21 protein-coding genes and 1 pseudogene are annotated in these 26,137 nt (G+C 73.2%); 10 read left to right on the top strand and 12 right to left on the bottom strand.

The features are described from left to right. Window positions 1-153 precede the first annotated feature (153 nt). On the top strand, window positions 154-1,788 hold the full coding sequence (pgi, locus tag KBX06_RS26210; protein ID WP_210839619.1) for a glucose-6-phosphate isomerase: 1,635 nt from the start codon (window positions 154-156) through the stop codon (window positions 1,786-1,788). Window positions 1,789-1,923: 135 nt separating this feature from the next. Here the strand turns inward: pgi and KBX06_RS26205 are convergent, their stop codons facing one another. Both KBX06_RS26205 and KBX06_RS26200 read right to left on the bottom strand, forming a co-directional pair. Next, entirely contained in the window at window positions 1,924-3,483 is a 1,560-nt protein-coding gene (locus KBX06_RS26205; protein ID WP_247686714.1) for a metallophosphoesterase, read from the bottom strand. 348 nt (window positions 3,484-3,831) lie between these two features. After that, window positions 3,832-5,733 (bottom strand): serine/threonine-protein kinase, encoded by a 1,902-nt coding sequence (locus KBX06_RS26200; protein WP_210839614.1) that lies wholly within the window; start codon window positions 5,731-5,733, stop codon window positions 3,832-3,834. Window positions 5,734-5,992: 259 nt separating this feature from the next. Between KBX06_RS26200 and KBX06_RS26195 the strand changes: the two genes are divergently transcribed. Both KBX06_RS26195 and KBX06_RS26190 read left to right on the top strand, forming a co-directional pair. Next, on the top strand, window positions 5,993-6,427 hold the full coding sequence (locus KBX06_RS26195) for a hypothetical protein (protein ID WP_210839612.1): 435 nt from the start codon (window positions 5,993-5,995) through the stop codon (window positions 6,425-6,427). A gap of 150 nt (window positions 6,428-6,577) precedes the next feature. Next, a complete protein-coding gene (locus tag KBX06_RS26190; RefSeq protein ID WP_210839610.1) occupies window positions 6,578-7,492 on the top strand; it encodes a mechanosensitive ion channel family protein in 915 nt (304 codons plus the stop codon). Here KBX06_RS26190 and KBX06_RS26185 read toward each other — a convergent pair. Beyond that, entirely contained in the window at window positions 7,450-8,694 is a 1,245-nt protein-coding gene (locus tag KBX06_RS26185) for a cation:proton antiporter (protein WP_210839608.1), read from the bottom strand. The two genes, KBX06_RS26190 and KBX06_RS26185, sit on opposite strands and share 43 nt — an antisense overlap. 200 nt (window positions 8,695-8,894) lie before the next feature. On the opposite strand from KBX06_RS26185, the gene KBX06_RS26180 reads away from it, so the two are divergent. Next, the gene (locus tag KBX06_RS26180; RefSeq protein ID WP_210839607.1) at window positions 8,895-10,100 is read left to right on the top strand and encodes a DUF2254 domain-containing protein; all 1,206 of its coding nucleotides are present in this window, start codon (window positions 8,895-8,897) and stop codon (window positions 10,098-10,100) included. 58 nt (window positions 10,101-10,158) lie between these two features. Here KBX06_RS26180 and KBX06_RS26175 read toward each other — a convergent pair whose 3' ends face one another. Next, on the bottom strand, window positions 10,159-10,950 hold the full coding sequence (locus tag KBX06_RS26175; protein ID WP_210839606.1) for a potassium channel family protein: 792 nt from the start codon (window positions 10,948-10,950) through the stop codon (window positions 10,159-10,161). 133 nt (window positions 10,951-11,083) lie between these two features. On the opposite strand from KBX06_RS26175, the gene KBX06_RS26170 reads away from it, so the two are divergent. Both KBX06_RS26170 and KBX06_RS26165 read left to right on the top strand, forming a co-directional pair. Then, window positions 11,084-11,509 carry a MarR family winged helix-turn-helix transcriptional regulator gene (locus KBX06_RS26170; RefSeq protein ID WP_247686712.1) on the top strand — a complete coding sequence of 142 codons (426 nt, stop codon included), beginning with the start codon at window positions 11,084-11,086 and terminating at the stop codon, window positions 11,507-11,509. Window positions 11,510-11,889: 380 nt separating this feature from the next. Beyond that, window positions 11,890-13,200 carry a cytochrome P450 gene (locus KBX06_RS26165; RefSeq protein WP_210839604.1) on the top strand — a complete coding sequence of 437 codons (1,311 nt, stop codon included), beginning with the start codon at window positions 11,890-11,892 and terminating at the stop codon, window positions 13,198-13,200. A gap of 54 nt (window positions 13,201-13,254) precedes the next feature. On the opposite strand, the gene KBX06_RS26160 is transcribed toward KBX06_RS26165, so the two are convergent. Further along, complete coding sequence (locus KBX06_RS26160) at window positions 13,255-13,770, bottom strand: DUF421 domain-containing protein (protein WP_210839603.1); 516 nt, start codon at window positions 13,768-13,770, stop codon at window positions 13,255-13,257. A gap of 214 nt (window positions 13,771-13,984) precedes the next feature. On the opposite strand from KBX06_RS26160, the gene KBX06_RS26155 reads away from it, so the two are divergent. Next, window positions 13,985-14,809: a c-type cytochrome gene (locus KBX06_RS26155; RefSeq protein ID WP_210839601.1), complete on the top strand. Its 825-nt coding sequence runs from the start codon at window positions 13,985-13,987 to the stop codon at window positions 14,807-14,809. Between the two features lie 53 nt (window positions 14,810-14,862). Beyond that, window positions 14,863-15,894, top strand: coding sequence for a Rieske 2Fe-2S domain-containing protein (locus KBX06_RS26150; protein WP_210839599.1), 1,032 nt, complete (start codon window positions 14,863-14,865; stop codon window positions 15,892-15,894). Window positions 15,895-16,149: 255 nt separating this feature from the next. On the opposite strand, the gene KBX06_RS26145 is transcribed toward KBX06_RS26150, so the two are convergent. Both KBX06_RS26145 and KBX06_RS26140 read right to left on the bottom strand, forming a co-directional pair. Then, a complete protein-coding gene (locus KBX06_RS26145; RefSeq protein ID WP_210839597.1) occupies window positions 16,150-16,734 on the bottom strand; it encodes a DUF3558 family protein in 585 nt (194 codons plus the stop codon). Between the two features lie 31 nt (window positions 16,735-16,765). Beyond that, the gene (locus tag KBX06_RS26140) at window positions 16,766-16,918 is read right to left on the bottom strand and encodes a hypothetical protein (RefSeq protein ID WP_210839595.1); all 153 of its coding nucleotides are present in this window, start codon (window positions 16,916-16,918) and stop codon (window positions 16,766-16,768) included. A 105-nt stretch (window positions 16,919-17,023) separates the two neighbouring features. On the opposite strand from KBX06_RS26140, the gene KBX06_RS26135 reads away from it, so the two are divergent. Then, a complete protein-coding gene (locus tag KBX06_RS26135; RefSeq protein WP_210839593.1) occupies window positions 17,024-17,737 on the top strand; it encodes a hypothetical protein in 714 nt (237 codons plus the stop codon). Between the two features lie 9 nt (window positions 17,738-17,746). Here the strand turns inward: KBX06_RS26135 and KBX06_RS26130 are convergent. Both KBX06_RS26130 and map read right to left on the bottom strand, forming a co-directional pair. Continuing rightward, window positions 17,747-17,839: pseudogene (locus tag KBX06_RS26130) on the bottom strand (bL33 family ribosomal protein); the annotation flags it as partial. 119 nt (window positions 17,840-17,958) lie between these two features. Beyond that, window positions 17,959-18,741 carry a type I methionyl aminopeptidase gene (gene map / locus KBX06_RS26125; RefSeq protein WP_210839591.1) on the bottom strand — a complete coding sequence of 261 codons (783 nt, stop codon included), beginning with the start codon at window positions 18,739-18,741 and terminating at the stop codon, window positions 17,959-17,961. A gap of 66 nt (window positions 18,742-18,807) precedes the next feature. Here map and KBX06_RS26120 point away from each other — a divergent pair, with 66 nt between their 5' ends. After that, on the top strand, window positions 18,808-19,110 hold the full coding sequence (locus KBX06_RS26120) for a helix-turn-helix transcriptional regulator (RefSeq protein WP_210839589.1): 303 nt from the start codon (window positions 18,808-18,810) through the stop codon (window positions 19,108-19,110). Between the two features lie 85 nt (window positions 19,111-19,195). On the opposite strand, the gene KBX06_RS26115 is transcribed toward KBX06_RS26120, so the two are convergent. From KBX06_RS26115 to KBX06_RS28135, 3 genes are all read right to left on the bottom strand, one after another. Beyond that, window positions 19,196-20,203, bottom strand: a complete 1,008-nt coding sequence (locus tag KBX06_RS26115; protein WP_247686706.1) for a hypothetical protein — start codon at window positions 20,201-20,203, stop codon at window positions 19,196-19,198. A gap of 283 nt (window positions 20,204-20,486) precedes the next feature. Then, window positions 20,487-22,412 carry a hypothetical protein gene (locus KBX06_RS26110; protein WP_210839587.1) on the bottom strand — a complete coding sequence of 642 codons (1,926 nt, stop codon included), beginning with the start codon at window positions 22,410-22,412 and terminating at the stop codon, window positions 20,487-20,489. Next, on the bottom strand, window positions 22,409-26,137 hold the full coding sequence (locus tag KBX06_RS28135) for a DUF5682 family protein (protein WP_247686710.1): 3,729 nt from the start codon (window positions 26,135-26,137) through the stop codon (window positions 22,409-22,411). The genes KBX06_RS26110 and KBX06_RS28135 overlap by 4 nt, the downstream gene beginning before the upstream one ends.

Genomic DNA, 26,137 nt, shown 5'->3' with positions numbered 1-26,137 from the left:
CGGGCGGGCTGTGGTCCGGACGGGCTCAGCATCCGGGAGTGTCCGCGTCCGACTCGCACGTCGATCTTCGTGCTGGCAGGCTGAGGTCACCTGCCCCGTCGGCAGTCCGGACGCCGACGGGATGCCGATCCTTCAGAGGAGACGATCGACCCGATGGCTGCGGACGTCACCAGCACCGCCGAATGGCAGGCACTGCACAGGCACGCCGAGGAGATCCGCGGGCTCCATCTGCGCGACCTGTTCGCCGCCGACCCGCGCCGCGGCGAACGGCTGGCCGTCGAGATGGCCGACTTCTACGTGGACTACAGCAAGAACCTGGTCACCGACACCACGCTCGGGTTGCTCACCGCGCTGGCCCGCCGCGTCGGGCTGACCGATCGGATCGCCGCGATGTTCTCCGGAGCGCACCTCAACGCCACGGAGGACCGCGCCGTGCTGCACACCGCGCTGCGACTGCCCCGCGGCGCCTCGCTGATCGTGGACGGGCAGGACGTGGTCGCAGACGTGCACGAGGTGCTGGACCGGATGGCGGCCTTCGCGCGGACAGTGCGCGCGGGGCAGTGGCGCGGGCACACCGGTGAGCGGATCCGCACCGTGGTCAACATCGGCATCGGCGGTTCCGACCTCGGCCCGGTGATGGCGTACGAGGCCCTGAAGGCCTACCGCGACGGCGGGCTGACCTGCCGGTTCGTGTCGAACATCGACCCCACCGACATCCACGGGGCCACCGCGGACCTGGACCCGGCGACGACTCTGTTCGTGGTGGTGTCCAAGACCTTCTCCACGCAGGAGACCCTGGCCAACGCCCACCAGGCGCGGCGCTGGCTGCTGGGCGGGCTCGGTGCCGACGAGGCCGCCGTCGCCCGGCACTTCGTCGCCGTCAGCACCAACGCGCAGCGGGTCCGCGACTTCGGCATCGACCCGGAGAACATGTTCGGGTTCTGGGACTGGGTGGGCGGTCGGTACTCGCTGCCCTCGGCGGTGGGCCTGTCGGTGATGTTGTCCATCGGACCGGAGCGCTTCCGGGAGATGCTGGCCGGCTACCACGCCGTGGACGAGCACTTCCGTACGGCGCCGCCGGAGCGCAACGTGCCGGTGCTGCTGGGGCTGCTGAACGTCTGGTACACCAACTTCCTCGGCGCGCAGACCCACGCCGTGCTGCCGTACGCGCAGTACCTGCACCGCCTCCCCGCGTACCTGCAGCAGCTCACCATGGAGAGCAACGGCAAGTCGGTCACGGTCGACGGCACCCCGGTGGCGCACGACACCGGGGAGATCTTCTGGGGCGAGCCCGGCACCAACGGCCAGCACGCCTTCTACCAGCTGATCCACCAGGGCACCCGGCTGGTGCCCGCGGACTTCATCGCCTTCAGCGAGCCGAACCACGACATCGGCGACATGCACGACCTGTTCATGTCGAACTTCTTCGCCCAGACCGCCGCGCTGGCGTTCGGTCGTACCGCCAAACAGGTGGCGGCGGAGGGCACCGCGCCGGAGCTGGTGCCGCATCGGGTGATGGCCGGCAACCACCCCACCACCTCGATCGTCGCCCCCAGACTGACTCCGGCCACGTTCGGGCAGCTGGTGGCCCTCTACGAGCACGTCGTGCTCACCGAGGGCGCGATCTGGGGCATCAATCCGTTCGACCAGTGGGGCGTCGAGCTGGGCAAGGTGATGGCCAACCAGCTCGCGCCGCTGCTGCACGAGGGCGAGCCGGACCTCGGCGGCACCGATTCGTCCACGGCCGCCCTGATCCGCCGCTACCGTCGGCAGCGCGGACGCGACTGACGCCCCGGGAGCCGCGGCGGCCGGATCCCCCCGGCCGCGGCGGCCGCCACGAGCCGCGGTGACTGCTGCACCGCCCTGCTCTCCGGCTGTCGCTGCGGAACAGGCGATCGAGCTGGTGGCCGGCGGGGGCTCGACCTACCGGTCCCCGGGGCGGACCGTGGGGCTGGGCACAGCGGACGGGCTGGGCGCAGCCGCCGGGCTGGGCACGCCGGACGGCACGGTGGCACTGATCGCAGGCGCCTCGATCACCTTCCGGTCGAGGCTGACCTGTGCGGTGCCGGTGCCACCGACCCGGATGTCGTCGTACGCCTTGAGCTGGCGGTCCGGGCCGAAGTAGAGCACCGACATGGCCAGCGGAGTCGGCTCCTCGCCTTCGAGCCCCCGCAGACCCGCCCCACCGGTGGATCCCTGCACGGCCAGTCGCGTGGTCACCTCACCGGTCTTCGGCAGCACCGTCACCTCGCGCCGGTGCGTGTGCCCCGCGAGCACGACCGGCGTGACCCCGTTGAGCGCGGCGGCGGACGCCGGGTCGTGCACCAGTGCGATGTCCACGGGTGCGTCCAGGGCCCGGATGGTGGTGGCCAGGAGCCTTCCGGCGCCCTCGACCGTCGTCGGCGACTCTGCCCAGGGACCGGAGGCGTCGTCCCGTTTGTCGGGGGTGAAGCGGGGGTCGGCGATACCCGCGATCCGCAACCCCGCGACGACCGTGACGGAGTTGTCGAGCACGATCGCGTTACGCTGGCTGGCCACCGCGGCGGCGGTGCGGGGCGAGTCGTGGTTGCCGCGGATGTAGACGTACGGCACGTCGAGCTGGCTGATCATGGAGACGTAGTTCGTCTCGGGTTCGCTGCCCCAGTCGGTGATGTCGCCGGTGTCGATCACCGCGTCGATGTCGTACTGCTCGACGACGGTCCTGATCACCGGCCAGGCGGCGGGGTTGAGGTGCAGGTCCGAGACGTGCAACAGCCGGGTGGTGTCGGGGGACGGTTGGTAGATCGGCAGGCTGGACACGGAGGCGTACAGCTTGCCGACGTTGCCCACCAGTCGTTGCAGCTGCTCGGCGTAGCGGCCGTAGTCGTCGGCGATCCGCTGGGCGTCACCGATCAACGCGGGGGCGTTGGCCAGTAGTCCCTCGTAGCGCGGCTCCGCCAGCGCCTGCGGTCGCAGTGTCGCGGCGGCGGTGCCGAGGGTGCTGCCGGTCATGAGCAGTGCCAGGCCGCCGGCCCAGGCGACCCGGCGGACGGACCGGAAGGTCACGGCCGCGAGCAGCATCGAGGCCAGGACCGCCACCCCGAGCGTACGCAGCCCGAGGCGCACCAGCGCGTCACGGAGGTCCTGCGGTGCGCTCTCCCCGGCGTGGGCGAGAGACGCGGGGTCGTTGATCAGCGCCTCGGTCCGTCGTTGGTCCAGCGAGTCGAGGCGAGCGGTCAGCTGGGCCGGACCGTCGTGGCTGTCGAGGAAGAGTGATCCCAGGGGTGGCACGGCCACCTCGGTGCCGCCGTCCGTGGCGAGGGTCACGTGGAACGCGACCCGGAACGGGCCGACGTCGCTCTCGCCCCGGCCACCCAGCAGGACACCGACCGTGACGCCGATGGTGGTGACGGCCACCACCGCGGCCACGGTCATGACCCGCCTGGCCCACCGGGAGCGGACGAGTCGGGACGCACCGGTCCTGATGCCTCGTATGGTGGGCAGCACGTCGCGGTAGCGCGACCGACGGGCACCGGGGTGTGGGGTCACGGTCGGAGTCCGATCTGTTGCTCGGGAGGGGGTGGCCGGACGCGCAGCACCACAGTTCCGGTCCCGACCGCGCGGGCGTGCGCCTTCCGGCTGCCCTGGCCTTCGACCTCACCGACCGAAACCTGCACGCATGCAACAATCCCTGCGCGATGCCACGCTACCCGCAGGAACGCCGGCGGGCCAGATCGACCCACGGCCCCGACCGTGGGCGGGCGCGCAGGTGCGAGGGCCTGATCCCCCCGCACGGTCGGACGGGCGCCACACTCCGTCCACCCGTCACGGCGGCCGACCCTGGCGGGGCTGTCACACCGCGATCGGCGGTGCTCCGGTCGCGGATTCGTCCACCTCCGTCGGCGACCCGGTGACGGACGGGCCGACGGTGGTCGGTGTGGCGCTGGGTCGAGGGCCGGAGGTGGGCCCGTCGCCGGGCGGCGGCGGTGGCGGGGGGCTGCTCGGCGCGGGCTCGCCGCTCGGTGACGGGTCGGTGCTCGGTGACGGGTCGCCGCTCGGTGACGGGTCGCTGGTCGGCGAGGGTTCCGTGCTCGGCGACGGGTCGCTGGTCGGCGAGGGATCGACGGGCGCTGGAGGGGTGGCCGTTGCCTGCGGGTTCCCGGTCGCCGGCGGGCTGGCGGGCGGCTGCGGGCCACCGCCCGGGCCGGGTCCCGGCGGGAGCGGATCGCTGTCCGCCGGGGCCGTGGGCGGCTCCGGCTCGTCGCCGGACGGCGGCGGGGCGGCAGCTTCGCCGGCCGGCCCGCTTCCCGGTGCCGCCGGGGCGGAGGCGGGTGGCGGGGCGGATCCGACGACGGGCGACGCGATCTGACTGACCACCCGGTCACACGGAAGTCCGTTGACGGAGAACACGACCGGGGCCTTCAGCCGCTCGGCCTCGACGGTCCCCCGCAGCGCCGCCGCCAGGGTCGCGCCGGGCGCCAAGGGACTGGCCGGGTCGAGGGTCACGTGGCGGCGGTCCTGGTCCCAGGACGTACCGGTGGTGAGGAGCCGGTGGCCGGGCGGCAGGGCGAACGCCAGTGACCAGTCACGCAGCCACTGCCCTCCGATGTTGGTGACGGTCAGGTCGGCACGGAACCCGCCGTCCGGCATCCGGTGGGCGGTGTACCGGGCGGCGCAGCCGCCGGACTGTGCTTCGGCGCCGCCGGTGTCGCTGTCCGCGGCGTCGTGCAGCGTGGTGAGGCCGGGTAGCTGACCGGCGAGTACCGCGGCGAGCAGGACCGCCGGCACGCCGACCGCGGCCCGGGAGCGGAGCCTGCGCAGGCGTGTGGGGCCCGCCGCCCGGACGGTCCCCGGTCGCGTGCTTCCGGTGCGGGCCGGAGCCCTCGGGCCATCGGTGGGCGCACGGGTCGATCCGGTGGCCGACGGCAGGTCGGACACGGGGCCCGCGGGCCGCACCACCACCGGCACGCCGGCGGTGCACCGGAGGGCGACTGCCACCTCGGCGGCCTCCGGCCGGTGATCCGCGTCCGGTGACAGGCAACGCCCCAACAGATCGGCCACCCCGTCGGGCAGTCCGGGGACGGACGAGAGTTCGGCCCCACCCCCGTCGTGCCGCAGCCCGGCGGGGCTCTGTCCGGTGACGCACTCGGCCAGCACCAGACCCAGGGCGAAGACGTCACCGGCTGGGGACGCCGTGGCACCGGCCGCCTGCTCCGGAGCCAGGTATGCCGGCGTACCCCAGATCAGCCCTCCCTCGTCGGCGGGATCCTGGCCGACGCCCGCGGCGATGCCGAAGTCGACGACCTTGATCCCCCGGGAACCGAGCATCACGTTGCCGGGCTTGACGTCGCGATGGACGAGTCCGTCGGCATGCGCGGCGGCGAGGGCGTCCGCCACGGCGGCGCCCACCCGGGCGACCTCGTGCCAGGGCATCCGTCCCGACCGGCCCAGGCAGGCGGCCAGGGTCTCGCCGTCGACGAACTCCATGACGAGGAAGGGCGCCGGTCCCCTGCCCCGGCGCCGCTGCTCGCCGTAGTCGTAGACGCCGGCGACGTGCGGATGGTCGAGCCTCGCCGCGGCGAGTGCCTCACCACGCAGCCGCCCACGGGCCGCCGGGTCGTCCAGCAACTCCGGGGAGAGCATCTTCACGGCGACCGTACGCTGCAACCGCAGGTCGAAACCGCGCCAGACCACCGCCATGCCACCCTGCCCGACCGGTTCGTCGAGCCGGTAGCGCTGTTGCAGGAGTCGCATGTCTTCGTCTCCCCGGTCGTCGTACGGCTTCGACGCGGATCTGGGTGGCGTTGCGCCCCGGTCGCGCCGATGTTCCCGTCGACGCTGGGCGGTACCCGGCACCCGTGATCCAAAACCCCTGCTCAGCGACCCTGCCGTCAACGGCGGGGATCGTCACGCAACCGTCATGGTTTCGCGATTGTGCCGCCACACGCGGGGGAAGTTCCTGTACATGCGGCATGACGGAGAGCATTCGGCACGACGAAGCGGAGCGACCGCGATGGGCGGATGGCACAGCCGGGTGCGTCCGGCGCTGGCGGCGCTCCCGGTGGTGGTCCTGCTCGTCGCGGGTTGCACGAGCCCGCCCGCGGCGCCGCCGCCCAGCCCCGAGCCGGTGGTGCCCACCACCCGACCGGGCACCGTCGCCCGGGCGGAGGTGGGCGACCGGCTGACGGTCACCGCCGCCGTCGACCGGGTCATCACCGACAGCGCGTTCGTCGTACGCGACGCGGACCTGACCGGCGGAACCCTGCTCGTGCTGACGACGGGTCTGTCGGCGCCGGCTCCGCCGCAGCTCGTGACCGTGCGGGGCACCGTGATCCGGTTCTCCCACCGCGACCTCAGCGACCGTTACCGTCTCGGGTCCCCGGGACCGTACCGGGCCTTCGAAGGCGGGCGGGCGCTCGCCGCACAGGAGGTGAAGGTCTGGCAGTGAGTCACCTCGCCGCTCGGCGGATCACCGGCTGGGCGGCCCAGGCGTATTCCGAGATGTCGCCGCCGAGGGCTGCCTATGGTGGAGGCGACGCGACGGCCACGCATCGCCGGTCGCCACCGAGGACGATGGGCAAACAGCATGGACCGGTTCATGGAGGCTTTCTGGGACACGAGCAGCGTGGGTGGCCGCCTCGTGACCAGCGCCGTCCTGATCCTGCTGGCCCTCGCGCTCGCCCCGCTGGCCGGCCGCCTCGCCACCCTCCGGGTGCACGACACCACCAACCGTTACTACCTGCGCAAGGCGGTGCACTACCTGACCGTCGTGGCGTTGCTGTTCGCGCTGGCGCTGCTGTGGCGACCGTTCGCCGGCCGGATCGGCTTGGTCGTCGGACTAGTCGGCGTCGGTCTCGCGCTGGCCCTGCAGGAGGTCATCGGCGCGTTCGCCGGGTGGATCAGCATCCTCACGGGGCGGCAGTTCCGCGTCGGTGACCGGATCCAGATGTGCGACGTACGCGGCGACGTCCTCGACATCACCCCGCTGCGCACCCGCATCCTGGAGAGCGGCTCCTCCACCGATCCGGGATCCTGGATCCGCGGCCGCCAGTACACCGGCCGGGTGGTGTCCCTGTCGAACCGCTTCGTGTTCTGCACACCGGTCTACAACAGCAGCACCGTGCTGGACCACCTGTGGGACGAGCTGACCTTCCCCATCCCCTACCAGGCGGACTGGCACCTCGCGGAGAGCATCCTGTGCGAGGAAGCGCGGAACATCTCCTCGACAGCCGAGGCACGCAGCGCAATCGAGCAGATGCGCCACCGCTACCCGGTCGCCGAGGCGGAGGTGGACGCCCGCGTGTTCGTTCGCGCCACCCCCAACTGGGTCGAGCTGTCGGCGCGGTTCGTGGTGCCGGTGCGTGCCGCCCGACAGGTCAAGGACCAGGTCACCCGGCGGGTGCTGGACCGCTTCGCCGAGCACGGCATCCGGGTGGCGTCGGAGACGCAGGACATCACCATCTATCCGCCTCAGGCATCGGCCGCCGGCGCCGCCCCGGACAGCCGTCGGTGACCGGTCGGCGACCGTCGGGCGTACCAGCGACGGCCGGGCATCGCGGTGATCCCGTGCAGCACGGTGCTCGCGACCACGACCAGGCTGCCGACGGCCCACAGCCGGGGGTCCCGGGCTCCCTCCTCCTGACTGTGGGTGAGATAGAACAGCGCCGACACGCCGATCGGCCCGAACCAGCCCAGGAACACCACGCTCCGCCAGGACATCCCCAGTACGGGCTTCAGCGCGAGCACCACCGGCAGACGGCGCAACACCAGCACCGCGGCCACGAAGGCCACCAGAGGCCAGCCCAGAGCAACCCAGTCACGCCACGGCACCTCGATGCCGAGCAGGAAGAACAACGGCAACACCAGGTAGCGGGTCAACGCGTCGTCGAGCTGCTGCTCCGACGCCCGCGACCGGTCCCCGATGACCGCGTTGTAGGCCAGGCCGGCGACGAACACCGCGAGGATGCCGTCCGTGCGCGCCAGTCGGGCAACTCCCAGCGCCGCGACGCCGAGCACGAGCGTGAAGATCAGCAGGGAACCCTCGTCCACGTCCTCCCGCGCCTCGGCCGTCATGACGGCCCGGCCTGCCGCGTAGCCGACCGCCAGACCGACCACCACGGCCCCCACCACCCCCCACGCCGCCTCGGCGAGGTGCCCGGCGAGGGACCCGGATGTCACGGCGGCCAGCGCAAGCACGACGAACACGAAGGCGAGCCCGTCGTTGGCGCCCGACTCGCCGCTGATCACCTGACGTAGCCGAGCGGGCAGCTGCCGTTCCGCGGGGCCCCCCGAGACGATACTGGAGGCCAGAACCGGATCCGTCGGCGTCAGACAGGCGCCCAGCAGCGCGGCCAGGGCCACCGGAAGGCCGAGCACGAGCCAGGCCAGGCCGGCGCTGACCACGGCCATACCCGCCATCGCGACGGCGAGGAGCACACCGACCGGACGGATCACCGACCGGTAGTCCGGCAGCGGGAAACGCAGCGCGACGGCCATCAGCGAGACGGCCAGCAGGATCCGGCTCGCCTCCAGCGTCAGTACGGATGCCTGGCGCTGGGGCAGGTCGATCAGCCCGAGGAACGGACCGACCAGTACGCCCAACAGCAGCGCGAGCAGAGGTTCGCTGACCGGTGCCCGACGGATGGCGCTGGACCAGAAGGCCAGCAGCACCCCCAGGACGCCGACCAGGGCGTAACCGAGGTGAAGCAGATCCATCCCACCGCGCTACCCCCGGCGTCCCCGGTTCACACAGACGCGGGTACGCCTCACGCGGGGACGGTTCGCGTGCCGGCCACCGCTGAGGCCGGCCAGGCGTACCGTCGAAATTCGCGTCCGGTGGCCGCGTCGAGGCGATGGAGCGCGCCGCAGACCGACGTACGCCACGATGAGTGGGTGACGTTGAGGAACCGGTCGTCGTGAGCCGACCCCGTACCCTGTCCGCGCGGCTCGCCGAGGTGCGGGAGAGCTTCTGGCTCGTGCCGGGGATGTTCGCGGTGGGCGCGGTGGTGGCGGCCGTCGGCCTGTCGATGCTGGAGCTGCAACTGGACCTTCCCATCGAGGGGATCCTGCCCAGCAATCCCGCAGGCGCCCGGTCACTGCTGTCGTCGATCATCACGGCGATGATCTCCTTCACCGCGCTGGTCTTCTCCATCACGGTCGTGGCGCTGCAACTGGCCAGTAGTCAATACACCCCGCGGGTCCTGCGGACGTTCCTCCAGGATCGGATCATCCAGGCGACGCTCGGTACGTTCGTCGCCACCTTCCTGTTCGCCATGGTGGTGCTCGCCGCGCTGCCGGCCCGGGACGGAGAGCGGTTCCCGGAACTGTCGCTCGCGATGTCCATGTTGCTCGTCCTGGCCAGCAGTGGCGTCTTCATCTACTACCTGCACCACATCACCACGGTGATGAGGGTCTCGCACATCATCGCCTCGATCGGCGCGCAGACGCGGCGGTCGATCGCCCGCCTTCCGGCGCCGGACGGGCGGTCGGCGGTGGTGCCCGGCGAGGTCACGCAGACCGTGCCGGCCCCGGACCCCGGCATGATCACCCACGTCGACATCCCCCTGCTCGCCCGCCTGGCACGCGGGCACGACTGCGCCATCACCGTCGTCCCCGCCCCGGGTGACTTCGTCGTCGAGGGGGCACCCCTGGTGCGCGTCCACCGGACAGCCGGCGCGACGACTCGCCCGGTGCCGAGCGACGAGGTCAACCAGGGCGTCACCATCGACATGGAGCGCACCCCGGGCCAGGACGTCGGTTTCGGTTTCCGACAGTTGGCCGACATCGCCGAGCGCGCGCTGTCCCCGGCCGTCAACGACGTGACCACGGCCGTGCGGGCGGTGCAGGAGGCGCACGACCTCCTGCGCCGACTCGCCAACCGCCCCGACCCCGTCCACGTCGTCCGGGACGACGACGGTACGGTGCGCGTCCGGATGAACGGGGTCCCGTACGACATCCTCCTGGCCATGGTCGTCGACGACGTCCGCCTCGTCGCCGGTGAGCAGCCGCGCGTCGCACGGCTGCTGGACGCCGTCCTGCGCGACCTGGCCACCGTCGCGCTCCCCGCGCACCGGACGGCGATCGTGCGTCGGCTACCGTCGACTTCCGCCGGTAGTCACTGACAGCCTGGCCCGGGCGACGCCGGGCCCGCGTCCGTCGGCGGGTGCGGAGCGACCGTGGTCAGCGGGCGGGTCGGGGTACGTCGTCCCGCCCCTGCCGTTCGTCGCCGGTCCGCGGCGCCGACGGGTCGAGCTGCTGACGCAGGGCCGCGATCTCGGCGCGGAGGACGGCGATGTCCTCGCTCGTGGCCGCCGCCGGCTGCCCCTTGTCGGAGACCCGCTCCACGATCCAGGTGGCCAGCGAGCCCGTGACGAAACCGATCAGGCCGATCCCCCCGACCATGAGGCCCAGAGCGACGAACCGTCCGGCGTCGGTGACCGGATAGTGGTCCCCGTAGCCGACGGTGGTGATGGTCACCGCCGCCCACCAGAGGGCGTCGTCGAACGAGACGATGTTGGCGTCCGTGGCGGACTGCTCGGCGTCGAGCACGGCCAGCGCGGACACCAGCACGAGCAGCATGGTGGTCACGCCGACATAGATCGCGAGCCGGCCACGGGCCCACGTCTCCGTCCTCCGGCTGAGCGTCAGCACGACGGTGACCAGCCGTAGTGCGCGCAGCGGCCGCAGGACGGGCAGCGCCAGCACGGCCAGGTCGAACAGGTGGTCCCGCAGGAACCGTCGCCGGTGGTCGGTCAGCGCCAGGCGCACCGCGAGATCGGCCCAGAACACCAACCAGATGACGATGGTGGCGACCTCGCACGTCCGCTGCCAGGTCGCGCCCATGTCGGGCCGGAGGATGGGCGCCGCGTAGACGACGAGGAAGGCGACCGCGATGATCGTCAGTGGGAGCCCTGTGCGGCGTTCCCAGCGCGCCGCCCGGTCGGCGGGACGCGTGTGGTTTTTCGCCTGCATGAGCGGTTCCGTCCCGAAAGTTTGCGTGTATCCATGCAATCATTGCCGGGTGGGACTTTACGCGGGAAGCGATACGCGGTCGACACTCGGCGGCGAGGATCTGGTCGACGGACTCTCGGCCCTCAGCCGCACCATGGTGGGAATCACCGCCCGGACGCTGGCGACCCTGGACGTCGAGGTCACCCTGTCGCAGTACCGGACCCTGGTCATCCTCGCCTCCCGAGGCCCGCTGCGCACCGTGGACCTGGCGGCTGCGCTGCACGTGCACCCGTCCACGGCGACGAGGACCTGCGACCGCCTGGTGCGCCGCGACCTGGTGGCCCGGCACCACCGGCCGACGGACCGACGGGTGGCCCTGCTGACGCTCACGGAGGCCGGCAAGACCCTGGTGGGCGACGTCATGCGGCACCGGAGCGACGAGATCCGACGCCTCGTGCAGGCGGTGGCCAGCGGCCCGCAGACGACCGCCGAGATGATCAACTCATTGGTGATCGCGGCCGACGAGCCCACGGAGGAACAGTGGTGGCACCGTTGGCAGGAGTGCACCAGACTCCCCTAGCCCTGCCCCCGCATCGGCGCCGACGCTCCGCACGGTCACCGCGCGACGAGCGGAACGTCGGACCTCGGGTTCGCGGTCGCCGGGGCACCACACGGCACGAACCCATTGCGCGCACGTCGCCCCTGTGGGAATGTCAGGAGGTCCCATCCGCATTCATCGATGCGAGGTGCTTCATGGCACAGACCCTGCGAAAGGTGGCCGTCCGCCTGCTGGGCAGGAAGCGGATCAGCGGTCGTTACATCTACTGGCCCTACCACTACGAGTAGGCCGGCCCCGCCGGCCAGAAGACGTCCACCGGGAGGTGGATGGCGGGCGAGCACAGGATCCTGGCTGCCAGGATCCTGTGCTCGTGTGGTGCGACAGGCGCGAGAGGCGCGGCGATGCGGGACGAGGAGAGCCGACGGCCACCAGGTCCGCCCGGGCACTGGCTGAGGGGCAACAGCCCCGCGTACGAGGCTGACCGGATCGGGTTCCTCCGGCGCTGCCACCGCGAGTACGGTGACGTCTTCTCCTTCGACGAGCAGACCGTCTGCGTTGTCGACCCGGACCTGGCCCACGAGGTCCTCACCCGCACCGGCTCCGGGTTCCTGACCGAACTGCCCCCCTTCGACGCCCGGCCGGACCTTGACGGGGCAGCGGCGCAGGCCCATGCCTGGATGTCCGCCCGCCGCACCGTGTGGCCGGGGCTCAACCACACCGCCGCCGCGGCCCACGACGGGCGGATCGTCCAGATCCTCGACACGATCGTCGGGCCCGCCGCCGGTCACGAGATCGACGTGCTGGCCATGACGCACCGATTCACCGCCGAGGCGGTCACCGACTACTGCTTCGGCCCCGGCCCCTCCGAGATCCCGGGCCTGCTCCGCGAGAACGCCGACGCCGTCGAGCGGTTCGCGGCGGGGTCGCACCGCCTGCCCGCGTTCATTCCGCGCCGCCGCGACCGCCGCTTCTTCCGGGTGCACCGGCGTACCGTCGACACACTGACCCGTATCGTCGGCGCACGGCGGGCCGAGGGCGCCGGCACCCCGCCGGCAGACCTGCTCGACCAGCTGCTGGACGCCGACCCCCGACTGCCGGACCGGACCGTGGTGTCGACGCTGCGCGGCGTCCTGCTGGGCGGCCACGGCGTGCCCGCCGCCGCGCTCGCCTCCATCGTCCGGGAGCTCGCCCTGCGCCCCGGCCTCGCCGCCGAGCTGCGTGACGAGGCCGGCGGGACCGCCGGCGGCTGCGCTCCACCACCGGCCCGGCTACGGCTGGCCGAAGCCGTGGTGCGAGAGGTGCTCCGGCTGTATCCACCGGCGTGGCTGATGACCCGCACCGCGCGGACCGCCCAGCCCCTGGCGAGGTGGTCACTGCGCCCCGGCGACGAGGTACTGCTGCCCGCCTACCTGATCCACCGCGATCCACGATGGTGGCGGCGACCGGACGACTTCGACCCGGGCCGCTGGTTGGCCGGGCGGCCGGCGCGGGGCACGACGTACCTCCCGTTCGGCGCCGGTCCCCGAGTCTGCCTCGGCGCGGCACTGGCCATGCGGCAGCTCTCGCTCGCCACCTCACGCCTGGCGCAGCGCTACACCATCACGTCGTCGAACGCCACCTCCGCCGTTCCGAAGCCGGGGGGCCGGCTGGCACCCGACGGCCTGCGGGCACGCTTGCAGCCGGTTGTTCCGCACGCCACCGCCACATCCTGAGCCCCCGGCCCCGCCGTTGCCCTGATCCGGCTCGCCACCAACCGGTCCTGCGCGTTACCCCTCGTGGTCGACGACGTCGGCGAGACTGCTGCCGTCGCCCAGCTGTGACCGCGTGACGACGCTCATGCTGCCATCGGTCTCCAGCACCACCGCCGCGAGGCCGTGGAGATCACCCGTGCCCTGGCTGCGAGCGGCCTGCCGGATCTCGCTCTCCGCGACCCGGGCGCTGCGCATCGCGGCGTGGCGCAGCTGCCCGTCGCACAACAGCATGGTCGGTCGTGCCTTGATCAGCCGCTGTGACGGCGGCCAGCGCACGCCGAGCAGCGCGACCACGTACTGCAACGCCACCAGCAACGCCAACGCCAGGATGCCCTCCACCAGGGAGACGTCGCGCGACAGGAGGATCGTGGCCAGGGTGGAACCCAACGCCACGGTGACCACGAGATCGAACGCGTTGAGCTTGGACAGGGTCCGCTTGCCGGACAGTCGCAGGATGAACACCAACGTCGGATAGACGATCATCGCGACCACGAGTAACCGCAGCAGGTCGGCGGGGTTCTTCAGCACCATCTCACCGCCGTACCCGCGATGCCCGCCTCGCACGCGCCGACGTGCGTCCTCGCGCGCACGAAGTCGGGAGGGGTACGCGGCAGGGTGCCGACGGCGTCGGTGGCCAGCGGCACCGGGCAGGGGCGACGAAACGCGGCACCGCGACCGCAAGGACGTATACCTTTAACCTGCACATAAGCCGTCTTTCGGACTGCCCCGAAGAACAGAGGACGCCATGCACGACCCGCACCCCGGACGCACCCGGCCCGGAGGACCTGCCCGCCTCAGCCGAGCCCGACGAAGAGCCGCCGGCGTCGGGCGGATGGTCGCCGCGCTGCTCCTGGCCGGTGGCGCCTACGTGCTGTTCGCGCCCACCGCCGCGGCCCAGGAGGAACCACGGTCGAGCGCGGCCGCGGCCGAGGGCGAGGCGTTGTTCGAGGTCGGCTGCATCACCTGTCACGGCCGCAGCGCCGGAGGCGTCGAGGGACGCGGACCCAGCCTGATCAACGTCGGTGGCGCCGCGGTGGAGTTCCAGGTCGGCAGCGGCCGGATGCCGCTGGCCCGCCAGGAGGCCCAGGCACAGCGCAAGCCCCCGCTGTACACCGACGAGCAGGTACGTCAACTCGCCGCGTACATCGACTCCCTCGGCGTGGGACCCGTGGTACCGGATGACATCGACGCCCTGGTCGACGACGCCAACCTCGCCCGCGGCGGCGAGTTGTTCCGGGTCAACTGCTCGCAGTGCCACGCCTTCGGCGGCGGTGGCGGGGCGCTCTCCTCGGGCAAGTACGCCCCCAGCCTCTACCCCGCCAGCGACCGGATCATCTACGCCGCCATGCTCAGCGGCCCGCAGAACATGCCGGTCTTCGGCGACAGCACCCTGACGCCCGAGCAGAAGGCCGACCTCATCGCCTACATCCAGCAGGTCGTCCAGACCGACAACGATCCCGGCGGGTTCAACCTCGGCCGCTACGGCCCGTCCACCGAAGGCTTGGCGATCTTCCTGGTCGGGATCGTCGCGCTGGTGTTCGCCAGCATCTGGATCGCGGGCAAGTCGTGACCGGACACACCGGCCGGCGGAGCGGCAGACCGGTCGACGTCACCGATCGGGCGATGTCCCGCTTCGAGGTGACCCGCGAGGGTGCGCGGCGTGACGACATCGAGATCGTGCACTACGAGCCCCAGGTCGCCGCCGGCTCCAAGGGCGAACGACGGCTGGTCCGCACCATCGCGGCGTTCTTCCTGGTCGCGGGGCTCGCCAGCACCGCGTTCCTGGTGGTGTTCATCTGGTGGCCGTGGCGCTACCAGCTCCTCGGCGAGATCGAGGAGTACTACACCCCGCTGCTCGGGACGACGATGGGCATCGCCCTGCTGGGCATCGGGTTCGGCGTCCTCGTGTGGGGCAAGAAGCTGCTGCCCAAGGAGGTGTCGATCCAGGACCGCCACGAGGGTGCGGTCTCCCCCGACGACCGGGCCGTCACCGGGCAGACCATGCTCCACATGGCCGACGAACTCGGGGTCAAACGCCGTCCCCTGCTGGGTGTCTCCCTGCTCGCGGGCCTCGTTCCCCTCGGCGCGGTCGCCGCCGCGCCCCTGGTCGGCGGTCTCATCACCGACCCCCACGCGGACAACCAACTGTTCCGCACCGGCTTCGCCCCCGCCGACGACCAGGGCGCCGTCACCCGCGTGCGGATGGTCCGCGAGGACGGCCGGCCCGTACGCCCCGCCGACCTGCTGCCCGGCGGGCAGGTCACCGTCTTCCCCGGCATCCCGCACGGCGTCAGCAACCAGTACGCCGACTCCGTCACCCTGCTCATCCACCTGCGGGCCGAGGACGCCCGGCAGGCGCGTGAGAACAACGAAGAGGCCGGCAAGCAGGACTGGATGTGGGGCAACTACATCGCCTACTCCAAGATCTGCACCCACGCCGGCTGCCCCGCCAGCCTCTACGAACAGCAGACCAACCGGCTGCTCTGCCCCTGCCACCAGTCGCAGTTCCTCATCACCGACAACGCCAAACCCATCTTCGGCCCCGCCAGCCGGCCCCTTCCCCAGCTGCCCATCGAGGTCGACGACGAGGGCTTCTTCGTCGCCACCTCCGACTACCAGGATCTCGTCGGCCCCGACTTCTGGGAACGCCCCTGACACGCGTCGCCGCCCACCGAGACGGCAGCGCCTTCCACCACGAGGGCCGACTCGTCGCACCGCTCGGAGGGGTACGTGCTGCGCGTCGACCCCGCCACCGGCCGGCCGGGCCCCGACGCCGACGGCCGCTACCAGTACGACCTCCGCGGGTACCGCTGGACGCGGTGACCGTCGACCGGCACGCCGCGTCGGACGGAGCCCGGCATCCGCGGTCTCGTCCGGCGCGGTATCGAAGGCACGAGCCGGTGACGCCGGTCAGACGCGTGTGACGAGCACCTGGGCGACCTGCCTGGCGTCGGCCAGGTTCTGCGCGTCGGAACCGCCGCGGGAGTAGACGTCGATCTGCACCGTGCCGTGCAGGAAGTAGAGGTGCCCGGAGTGCCAGTGCGCCTCCTCGCCGACGCCGTCCACCGGCTTGGCAGCCGCGACGGTGACCCCGAACTCGACGGCGGTGGTGCGGCTCAGGCATACCGCGAGCTGACCGCTGGCCTGCTGCCACTGGCAGAAGCGGGTGACGTCGCCGGCATCGCCGCCGTCCTCGTCCCTGCGGATGACGGTGCGGCCGGTCAACTCGACCACCTCGGCCCCGGTGAGCAGGGTGCACGGGTCGGGGATGTCGCCGGAGTCCTTCACCAACCCCGAGCTGCCGCCCCCGGTCGCGCTCGGCGTCGCGGCGGCGGCGTCAGTCGCGCTCGGCGTCGCGGCGGAGGCCCCGGCGGTCGGCGCGATCGTGGCGCCCGCGGTCGGTGGCCCCTCGGCGGTGGTGGACTCGATGAGGTCGCAGCCGGTGGTGAGGCAGACGGCGACGAGGGCGGCCAGGGTGACGAGACGGTGCTTCACGAGATCTCCTCGCAGGGGTACGGGATCCGGATCACTCGGTGCCGAGGCCCTTGTCGAGCACCTTGGCCGAGGCGGTGACGGTCGTGGAACGCACGGGGCCGCCGCCGACCGTGTAGAGCGCGTAGGTGTGTGTCTCCGTGCTGCCGGCCGCGCCGGTGATCTTCCACTCGATGACCAGGGGCACCGGTTCGGCCCGGAAGACGGCGGTGCCCGGCCGTGAGGTCCATCGTCCGCTGCGCGCAGAGCGGCGACGGACTAGGCTCGTGAAGATCCACTTAAGGAGTTGGCCATGCTGAACCTGTCGTCGGGCGCCACGGCTGTCCCCCGTGCCGCCGTCGCGGTCGCGCTGGCCGTTGGTGTCGCCGCGTCCATGCCGGCCTGCACCACGGCGGCTCCCACGGCCGGGGAGCCCACCGCCTCGCCGGTGCCGTCGGCACCCGCCAGCGGGACCGTCGACACGCCCTCGCCGACCGGCTCGAAGCCGACGACCGAGTCGCCGCCGGCCAGCCCGGGGGCGGCCGGCGACGCAGACCCGATCATGCGGGGCGAACGGCAGGTCGTCCTGCGGCCGATCGGTTCGTTCGAGTCGATCCTGGCGGTCGACGCCAAGGGCCGACTGAACCTGACCGACGGCGACACGGACAAGAGCCTGTTCGTGTTGCTGCCCGCCAGGGACAACCGCTACCAGATCCGGACCGCGCAGGCCCACGGCGGCGGCGAACCCGACTGCATGGGCCTACGTGACAACGGCAGCTCCCCGGCGACCGTCGTCGCCACCGCCTGCGACGCCGGCCGGGCCGGCCAGCTGTTCGCCATCGAGAAGACGCGGGAGAAGAGCGAGGGCCGCCCGACCTACACCATCAGCGGCGAGGGCAGGGTCTACCTGCGCGCGACGGACCGGCAGGGACTCGTCGCCCAACGGGTGGGCGAGGGCGACGCCGGCGAGGGCCTGGCCTTCGATCTCGTCGACAACGGGGCCGCGCCGGCAGGCCCGGGCGGCTGAGCGGCGCCGTCAGCGGACCTCGCCGAACTCGACCTGCCGCCGCACGACCGGGTCGTGCCTGCGCAGGACCAGGCGGTCCGCATCGTTACGGCGGTGGAGACGGCCCCGCGCACCGACCGGGTGTCTCGTCCGCCGGTCTCGTCACGCGCGCCGTGCTGCTGGCGAAACGGCGCCGGCGGGCGGTGATCCGTCGGGGGCGGGGAACGCGGACGGCTGTCACCTCATGGTTGCGGCTGCTTCGGCAGGGTGAGGATCTCGGCTCCGTCGTCGGTGATGGCGATCGTGTGCTCGCTGTGTGCCGTCCGGCAGCCGGTCGCGCTTCGGAGCGTCCAGCCGTCGGCGTCGGTGACGAGTTGGGCGGTGTCCGCCATGACCCATGGTTCCAGTGCCAGCAGCAGCCCGGGACGCAGCCGGTATCCCCGGCCGGGCCGACCGGTGTTGGAGATGTGCGGGTCCTGGTGCATCGTCGATCCGACGCCGTGACCACCGAACTCGGTGTTTATCGGGTATCCCGCTTCGCTGAGGACCGAGCCGATGGCATGGGAGATGTCACCTACGTGGGCTCCGGGACGGGCCGCGGCTATCCCTGCGCTCAGGGCGCGCTCGGTCGCGTCGATCATCGCAGCGCTCTCCGGGGACTTGCTGTCGCCCACGATGAAGCTGATGGCGGAGTCGGCGACGACTCCGCCCTTGGCGACAGCGAGGTCGAGGGTGAGCAGGTCGCCGTTGGCGAGGGGGTAGTCGTGCGGCAGCCCGTGGAGCACGGCGTCGTTGACCGACGTGCAGATGTAGTGGCCGAACGGCCCGCGTCCGAAGGACGGCTCGTAGTCGACGTAGCAGGACTGCGCCCCGGCCTCGGTGATCATGGTCTGGGCCCACCGGTCGATGTCCAGGAGGTTCGTGCCGACCGCGCTGCGGCTCTTCAGCGTCTGAAGTATGCCGGCGACCAGGGCGCCGGTTTCCTTCGCTCGCAGCAGGTCGGTGGGGTTCAGGATCTCGATCATGCGGCGCCCTACTCGTACGGCCAATAAGTATCCCGGCCATACTATCCCGGTACTAGTATCGGAGCCATGGTCAGGTTGCCGCTCACTCCCGCGGAGGTCGAACGCGGACAGCGTCTCGGCGCCCTCCTACGCCGAGCCAGGGGGGAGCGTTCGATGCTCGTCACCGCGCTGGCCGCAGGTGTCTCGCCGGAGACTCTTCGGAAGATCGAGTCCGGTCGCGTAGCCACCCCCGCCTTTCCGACCATCGCTGCGATCGCCGACGTCCTCGGCCTCTCCCTCGATGCGGTGTGGTCGGAGATCAACCAGCCGGACGGCGGGGCCGGGCTCGCGAGACCAGGTCGCGCCGCAGGCGAGCGACTGGCCTCGTGAGTCTCGACCCCGCAGCCCTGCAGCACCTTCCGACGACGGAGAACACCTGGGCGCAGTCGTCAGGCGACGTTCCCGGCCGGCACCGCTAGACCGCGCGGGCCACGCAGATCCTGGCGCCGAGACGGGGCCCGGCCTCGTAGAGCATGTAGTGCACGCCGCCGTCGGTGCCGAACGTCGGCGACGCCACCCGGCCGTTGTCCGACGCGATCGGCCGGTGGAACACTCCGAGGTGGACCTCGCGGTCGAAGTTGTTGCCGACCTCGGTCAGATACATGTTGCCGCTGCTGCCGTGATAGGCGACGTACGCGGTGCCGTTGCGCTTCAACAGGTGCGGCGCGGAGATGTCGGTCAGCCTGTCGCCCGACGGTGACACCAGCGGGTCCGGGGCGAACTGCCAGCCACTCCAGCCGTTCGGCGACCAGCCCCAGAAGATCTTCCGGGTGCCCGGCCGGACCGTGTGGGCGCCCATGAACACCATCACGTAGCGGTTTCCCTTGCCGGCCACCGAGTGCTCGAACACCCGCGCGTACGAGGTCTCGGTCGTGTTGGGCACCAGGTTCGTCGACAGGATGGGCGTCTCGTTGGTGAAGTGGACGCCGTCGCTCGAGCGGGCGACCCGGGTCGTGTGGTTCTCGCCGTGGAAGTACAGATAGAACTGCCGGGTCGGCGCGTCCCACACCACGTGCGGCGACGACACGTGGCTGACCGTCGTGGTCGGCAGCACCCGGTCGATGACGGGGTTGCCGGCGTACTCGGTGTAGGGGCCCTCGAGCCGGTCGGCGTAGGCGAGACAGATCCCGCCGGGCGCGTCGTGCGGCGCGTAGTAGAGGTAGTAGCGGCCGAGATAGCCGCTGATCTTGTCGTAGACCCCACGCACGCACGGGAAGATGAACTCGCCGGTCGGGTTGTAACGCAACGGCCGGTCGAACGCGTCGCGCACGTACCGGTAGGTGGGGAAACCGGCCGGTCCGGCGAGCGCCGGTGCGGAGGTCGTGGCAAGGCCGGCGCCGGTGGTCGCGGTCGCGACACCGGCGGCCGCCGCACCACGCAGCAGGGTTCGTCGGGAGAAGGAGCCTTCAGGGGTACGCGTCATCGCGTTCCCTCCGTTCGTGGGGGCGAGCGGACGGGGGCAGGCGGGCAGGGCGGGCCGGCCGTGACGAAGCAAGGTGTCACCCGACCTCGCGGAGCGGCCGAACGGTGTGGACGTTCGTCGCGGACGGGGTCGTTGGTCGATGAGTCTGCGCGCGGCGACTCAGCGGCGTCAAGATGCTAATACGAATTAGCAAGGCGTTCCGGCGGTCTCGACTCGCCCGCGCCCCGGCGCCCGCCCGGGACTCGGGCGGGCGCCGGGGCGCGGGCGGCCGGTGCCGGCGGGTTCAGCCGACGGGTGCAGCGGTCCAGGAGGACCGGATCAGCTCCCGCTCCGCCGCGGCGAGATGGGCGGTCGCGGCGAGCCAGGCCCACGCGTACCCGTCCGGATCGGCATTGGCGAGCCGGCCGAACGCGTCCCGGCCACGCCGGGCGGACTCGTCGGCCAGCGCGGTGGTGAGCGCGGCGGCGGTGGTGAAGCCGGCGCGGCGCACCGGGCCGGCCAGGCCGGTGCCGTCGCCGCGGGCCGCCTCGGCGACGGCGCGACGACCGCCCGAGACGGCCAACTCCACCAGCCGGCGGACCCGCCACAGCGGGGACTCCGCAACCGCGTCCGCGCCGACGGTGCGGACGGTTCCGGTCGTCTCCGCCGGGTCGCGCGGCGGCAGGTGGCCGCCCTGGAGTTCGTCGTAGCCCAGGTCCGCCCGGCCGTGCCAGTCCGCCGGCAGCCGCAACGTGGCGGCGGAACCGGGCACCGGGCCGACCGCGAGCGGTCGCAGCGTGCTGGCCCGGTCCGGGTCCAGCCGGCCGACCACCCGGACCCGCAGGCCGGGCCGGGAGGCGAGCCGCCGCAGGTTGGCCACATGGGCCAGCATCGGATGGGAGTCGACCGGCACCAGCCGGATCAGCGGCCCGTCCGGCACTGGCGCCCGCTCGCCTCCTTCGTCGGTGGCGGGGGCCAACTCGCGGGCCAGCACCTGGTCACCGGCGGCGCCCACCACGATCAGGTCACCGCCGACCAGCGCGGTTCCGGCCCGGGCCGGGTCCTCCGGGTCGTCGGTGGCGAGTTGCGCGGTCACCACCTCGGCGAGCGGGCGGGTGAACAGTCGCGCCAGCGGCCCGGTGGACCAGTCGGCCGCGGTGAGCGGGGTGGCCCGGACCCCCTTGCCGGCGCCGAGCCGGCCGTCCGGGGAGACGGTGGTGCCGGTGATCCGCAGGCCGCCACGGGCCAGCACCGCGTGGTTGACCGCGACCGCGCCCATCTCGGTGACCGCCCGGGCGCAGTCGCGTGCCCGGTCCGGGCCGCCCGGTTTCACGTCGCCGAAGGAGAGCTGGCGCCCGTCGGCGGCGACCAGGTGGGTGACCACCCCGGCGTACCCGGTCGCGCTGATCACCGGTTCCCGGCAGACGCCGTACACCTCCAGGGTGCCGTCCGGCTGGTAGGCCCGCCGCAGGACGCCGACCAGCGCCGGATCGGGATCACCGGCGGCCAGCCGGCCGGCGACGTACAGCAGGTCGTGCAGCACGTCGACCAACTCGGCCAGCCGGTGGCCGTCCTGTCGTCGCCGGTGTGCGCGCAGGCCACGCACGGTGCGCAGCGCGGCGCTCTCGGCTCGGGGCAGACCGGCGAGCCGGGCGCTGTGGGCGGCCCGCAGCAGTTCGGCCTGGGGCACCGCCCCGGCGGCCGGCACGCCGGCCGCGAGCACCGCGGCGGCCGCCCGCCACAACGCGTCGGCGGCGGCGCGTTGCGCCTTCGTCGGTGCCGCGCTCCGGCCGGCACGACCGACCGTGCCGGCCGATGTTCCGGTACGCCCGGTCCGGGCGGCGGCCGCGCCGGCGCCGTCCGAAGGAGACACCATGGCGGTGGTGGCCGCCGGATCGGGGTGGGTGGCCGGGTCGGCGACCGGACAGGCGAGCAGGACGGCGGTGCGGTGCAGACAGCGGGGTGCCAGCAGGCAACTGCACCGCGCCTGGTGCGGATCGGTGACCGCGCCGGTCGCTGCGGGCGTCAGGGTGACCGACGCCTCCGGGCCGCAGTCGACCGACACGCCCCCGTCGACCGGGCCGACCGGTGCGCCGGCGAGCCGCTCGACGGCGGCGTCCAGTCGTTTGTGCAGTCGGGGTGGCAGGGCCGCCACCGCCGCGGCGGCGACCGCCGGCAGCACCGGCGGCAACCGGTCGGTGTCCACGGCGGTGGCTGTGCGGTCCGTCAACGTGATCCTCCGCGGATGCGGTCGCCCACCCAGCGGGCGAGTTCGAGCGGGCTGAGGGCGGCGACCGGCATCCCGGCCGCGACGAGCTGTTCGGCGACCGGCACCGAGTAGCAGGGCACTCCCCCGTCGTCCAGCGCGGCGCAGCCGAGCAGATGCACGCCGGAATTGACCAGCGTGCGGACCTCGCCGAGCAGCCCGGCCAGCGCGTAGCCCTCCTCGAAGTCGCTGACCACCGCGACGATGGTGCGGCTCGGCACGGTCACCAGCGAGCGGGCGGCGGCCAGCCCGGCGGCGATGTGCGTACCGCCGCCGACGCGCACCTCCAGCAGCAGCGAGAGCGGGTCGTCGACCCGGTCGGTCAGGTCGACCACCTCGGTGGAGAAGGCGAGGAAGTGGGTGGACAGGGTGGGCACCCCGGCCAGTACGGCGGCGGTCAACGCCGACCACACCACCGACGCCTCCATCGAGCCGGACACGTCGACCACCAGCACCAGCCGCCAGTCGGCCTCCTTGCGGGTGCGGCTGTTGAAGACGGGGCGTTGCGGCACCACCACCGTCCGGCCGTCGCCGAGCCGCTGGGTGTGCGCCAGGTTCGCCCGCAGCGTACGGGCGAGGTTGATCCGGCCGCCGGGGCGGTGGGTCGGACGCGGGTTGCCCAGCCCGGTCAGCGCCGGACGCACCTGGGTGGCCAACTGCCTGGTCAGCTCCTCGACCAGCCGCCGCACCAGTGGCCGCAGCCTGGCCAGCTGCCCCTCGGGCAGCCCACCGGCCAGCGACAGCACCGAGGTCAGCAGCTCCATCGAGGGGCGTACCGCCGCCGGGTCGAGCTCGGTGAGCACGTCCGTACGGCCGGTCTCGGCCGCCCGGGCGATGACCTCCTCGCGTACCGCCGTGCCGAACAGCGCCTCGAGTTCGTCGGCCCACTCGCGGGCGGTCGGGAAGGACGCCTCCTGGCCGCCGCCGGCCGCCTGACCGAGCTCGGTGGCGCCCTCGCCCCGACCCGCCCCGTACAGCTCGTCCAGGGCGCGGGCGTAGCGGCGGGCGTCAGCCGGCAACCGGTCGGGTTGGCGGCCGAGCAGCAGTCGCCACCGGTCGGTGGGGGTGAGCCGGGCGTGCGGTGCGTCCGGCACCGGCGCGGCGTCGGCGGTAAGGCCCGGGGTCGCGGTGGAGCCGGGGGTCGCGGTAAGGCCCGGAGTCGCGGTGGAGCCGGGAGTCGCGGTGGGGCTGCTCGACGTGCCCGGAACCGGGATGCGGCGGGCGAGCAGGGCGGCCCGCCCGGCCGCGTCGGCGGCGGCCCAGCGGGCCAGCAGCTCGGGCGGGGCCGACAGGCTCAGATCGAGCCGGTCGCCCAGCCGGTCGGTGACGGTGTGCAGCAGCCGGTCCCGGGCCGCCGGGGTGAGCACGTCGAAGCCGCCGCGCAGCGCGGGCAGCCGGTCCACGAAGTCGGCGTCGGGGAGCCGCTCGATCCGCTCCAGCAGGGGGTCCAACGCGGCCGGGGCGGACTGCAACAGCGGGTGCGCCCCGGCGAGCAGGCCGCCGAGCGACCGGCGCAGGTGCCGACGGGTGTCCGGTGCGGTCGCCGCGTCGATCCAACCGGCCACCCGGGTGCCCAGCGTCTCCAGATCGGTCAGGTCGAGCAGCACCCGGGCGGCCAGGGCGGCGCCCTGGATCAGCGGCGAGCCGGCGCGGGCCAGGTCGTCGAGGGCCTCGTCCAGGAGCAGGCCGACGCGGTCCTCGCCGGCCCGGACCGCGAGGTCGACCAGCGCGGCGGCGTCGGTCGGCGCGTCGCTGCCGGCGAGGCCGGGCAGCCCGCGTACGGCCGCGTCCAGCAGCACGACGGCCAACTCGCCCGCCCGCGCCCGGCCGTCGGCGGAGGTGCCGGGCAGGTGTTCGCGGCGCAGCGCCTCCAGCAGGTCCAACGCGTCCAGCAGCTCGGGCAGCGTGCCCGTCCCCGGCAGCACCGAGGCCGCCAGCTCGAGCCGGTCGGTGACCAGCTCCGGCAGGTCGCACCGGGCGGCGTCGCGCAGCCCGGTGAGCAGTTGCGCGGCGGTGGGTCCACCGTCGGCGGCCTCCCGGCGGAACCGCTCCCGCAGGGTGCCGGCCGCGGCCAGCGCCGCGGTGACCCCGCGTACGCCGACCAGATCCAGCCGGGCCGCCACGGACGGCGTCCAGGCCAGTTGCCAGCGGGTGGTCAGGGCGGCGCCGTCGCCGGTGCCGGACACCGCGATCGCCTCGCCGTAGCCGACGCCGCAGACCTGCAGGCGTTGCAGCAGGATCTCGCGCCGCCCGTCCAGCTCGGTGCGCAGCGGGTCCAGGCGGACCTCCCTGGCCTTCGGGCTGCCCGGGTTGGGCAGCCGCAGCGTGGTGAGGTCCGCCTCGACCGCCGGGCCGAGCCCGGAGCGCGGCGTGCCGGGGGCGACGCGGCCCCGTTCGGCGCCGACCAGCACGGTCTCCAGCGCCTTGGCCAGCGCTCGGCCGCGGCCGAGCAGCTCGCCCTGGCCGAGCACGGTGGTCACCGCCTCCAACACCTCGCCCCGGCCCGGGGCGGGCAGGTCCCGCAGCCGGGCCAGGTCGTCGGCCAGCCGTACCGTCTCGGTCGCCTCGCCGGTGCCGGCGGTGTGACCGGCCGCGCGCAGTTCCCGGCACAGGTCGGTGACCGCCCGGGCGGCGGCGGCCCGGATCCGTTCCGGATCGCCGGCGGCGGCGAGGACGGACTGCTGCCAGCGCGGATCACGGATCCCGGCCGGGTAGCCGGACCGGGAGTCGAGCAGGTCGAAGGCGTACGGCACCAGCGAGGTGACCGCCGTGCCGGCAGCGTCGGCGGCGGCCGGCGCGGGCCGGGTCGGCACGGACCGGACCGGGTCGCCCGGGGCGGCGACCGGGCCGGAGCACGCGGCGGCGACGTCGGCGCTCGACCCGGTGGTGAGCAGGGCCGGGGCGTGGAAGGCGCCGACGACGGCGGCGACCCGCCGGCCGTCGGCGCCGGCCCCGTCCAGCACCCGGCGCATGTGCCGCTCGCGGGCCAGGTCGCGGGCCGGTACGCCGCCACGGTCGGCGCTGTCGGTGCGCATCGCCCAGCCGACCCCGAGCGCGGCCCGGCGCAGCGCCTCGGGCGGGCTGCCCGGGGCACGCACCTCGACCACCCGGTCCCACAGGTCGTCACCGTCGCGGCCGGTGCCGCTGGCGCGCAGCGCGGCGGCGTAGGACCGGCGCAGGCCGCCCACCGGCTCCCCCGCGTCCGGTGCGGGCTCGCCACCGGCGGTCGGGTCGGGCTCGGTGGTGCCGGCGCTCCAGCCGGGATCGGCCAGCGGCAGGTCGCAGCAGAGCACCTCGACGCCGCGCTGCCGGGCCCAGCGGATCGCGGCCAGCTCCGGGGAGAAGTCGGCGAACGGGTAGAAGCCCATCGGCCCGTCCGCGCCGTGGCTGCCGACCAGGGCCAGCGGGGCCCGGGCGGCCGGATCGGACAGGTGGGGCAGCCAGCGCTGGAAGTCGGCCGGCAACTCGATGCAGACCACCTCGGCCCCGGCGGCGTCCAGCAGCGCCGGGACCACCGCCGCCAGCGCCGGGCTGTGATGCCGCACCCCGATCAGGTACGGCCGGACCGAACCGGCGAGCGCGTCGACCACGGCGCGCGGGTCGGCCGTCGTCGGGTCGACCGCCGACGGGCCGGCCGCCACCGGTTCGACGGTCGGCGGGGCCGCATCGGGCGACGTGCTGGAGAGCAT

The sequence above is a fragment of the Micromonospora sp. C31 genome (assembly GCF_018070575.1).
Lineage (GTDB): Bacteria > Actinomycetota > Actinomycetes > Mycobacteriales > Micromonosporaceae > Micromonospora.
The sequence above is the reverse complement of the archived record's forward strand: the minus strand, read 5'-3'. Positions and strand labels throughout refer to the sequence as shown.

What these genes read in the sequence shown, in the direction of transcription:
- KBX06_RS26120 (WP_210839589.1), top strand. Translation starts at nt 18,808, where the DNA reads ATGGTCAGGTTGCCGCTCACTCCCGCGGAGGTCGAACGCGGACAGCGT.
- KBX06_RS26155 (WP_210839601.1), top strand. Translation starts at nt 13,985, where the DNA reads ATGCACGACCCGCACCCCGGACGCACCCGGCCCGGAGGACCTGCCCGC.
- KBX06_RS26195 (WP_210839612.1), top strand. Translation starts at nt 5,993, where the DNA reads ATGGGCGGATGGCACAGCCGGGTGCGTCCGGCGCTGGCGGCGCTCCCG.
- KBX06_RS26175 (WP_210839606.1), bottom strand. Translation starts at nt 10,950, where the DNA reads ATGCAGGCGAAAAACCACACGCGTCCCGCCGACCGGGCGGCGCGCTGG.
- KBX06_RS26115 (WP_247686706.1), bottom strand. Translation starts at nt 20,203, where the DNA reads ATGACGCGTACCCCTGAAGGCTCCTTCTCCCGACGAACCCTGCTGCGT.
- KBX06_RS26185 (WP_210839608.1), bottom strand. Translation starts at nt 8,694, where the DNA reads ATGGATCTGCTTCACCTCGGTTACGCCCTGGTCGGCGTCCTGGGGGTG.
- map (WP_210839591.1), bottom strand. Translation starts at nt 18,741, where the DNA reads ATGATCGAGATCCTGAACCCCACCGACCTGCTGCGAGCGAAGGAAACC.
- KBX06_RS26190 (WP_210839610.1), top strand. Translation starts at nt 6,578, where the DNA reads ATGGAGGCTTTCTGGGACACGAGCAGCGTGGGTGGCCGCCTCGTGACC.
- KBX06_RS26135 (WP_210839593.1), top strand. Translation starts at nt 17,024, where the DNA reads ATGCTGAACCTGTCGTCGGGCGCCACGGCTGTCCCCCGTGCCGCCGTC.
- pgi (WP_210839619.1), top strand. Translation starts at nt 154, where the DNA reads ATGGCTGCGGACGTCACCAGCACCGCCGAATGGCAGGCACTGCACAGG.
- KBX06_RS26200 (WP_210839614.1), bottom strand. Translation starts at nt 5,733, where the DNA reads ATGCGACTCCTGCAACAGCGCTACCGGCTCGACGAACCGGTCGGGCAG.
- KBX06_RS26165 (WP_210839604.1), top strand. Translation starts at nt 11,890, where the DNA reads ATGCGGGACGAGGAGAGCCGACGGCCACCAGGTCCGCCCGGGCACTGG.
- KBX06_RS26170 (WP_247686712.1), top strand. Translation starts at nt 11,084, where the DNA reads ATGGTGGGAATCACCGCCCGGACGCTGGCGACCCTGGACGTCGAGGTC.
- KBX06_RS26150 (WP_210839599.1), top strand. Translation starts at nt 14,863, where the DNA reads ATGTCCCGCTTCGAGGTGACCCGCGAGGGTGCGCGGCGTGACGACATC.
- KBX06_RS26160 (WP_210839603.1), bottom strand. Translation starts at nt 13,770, where the DNA reads ATGGTGCTGAAGAACCCCGCCGACCTGCTGCGGTTACTCGTGGTCGCG.
- KBX06_RS28135 (WP_247686710.1), bottom strand. Translation starts at nt 26,137, where the DNA reads ATGCTCTCCAGCACGTCGCCCGATGCGGCCCCGCCGACCGTCGAACCG.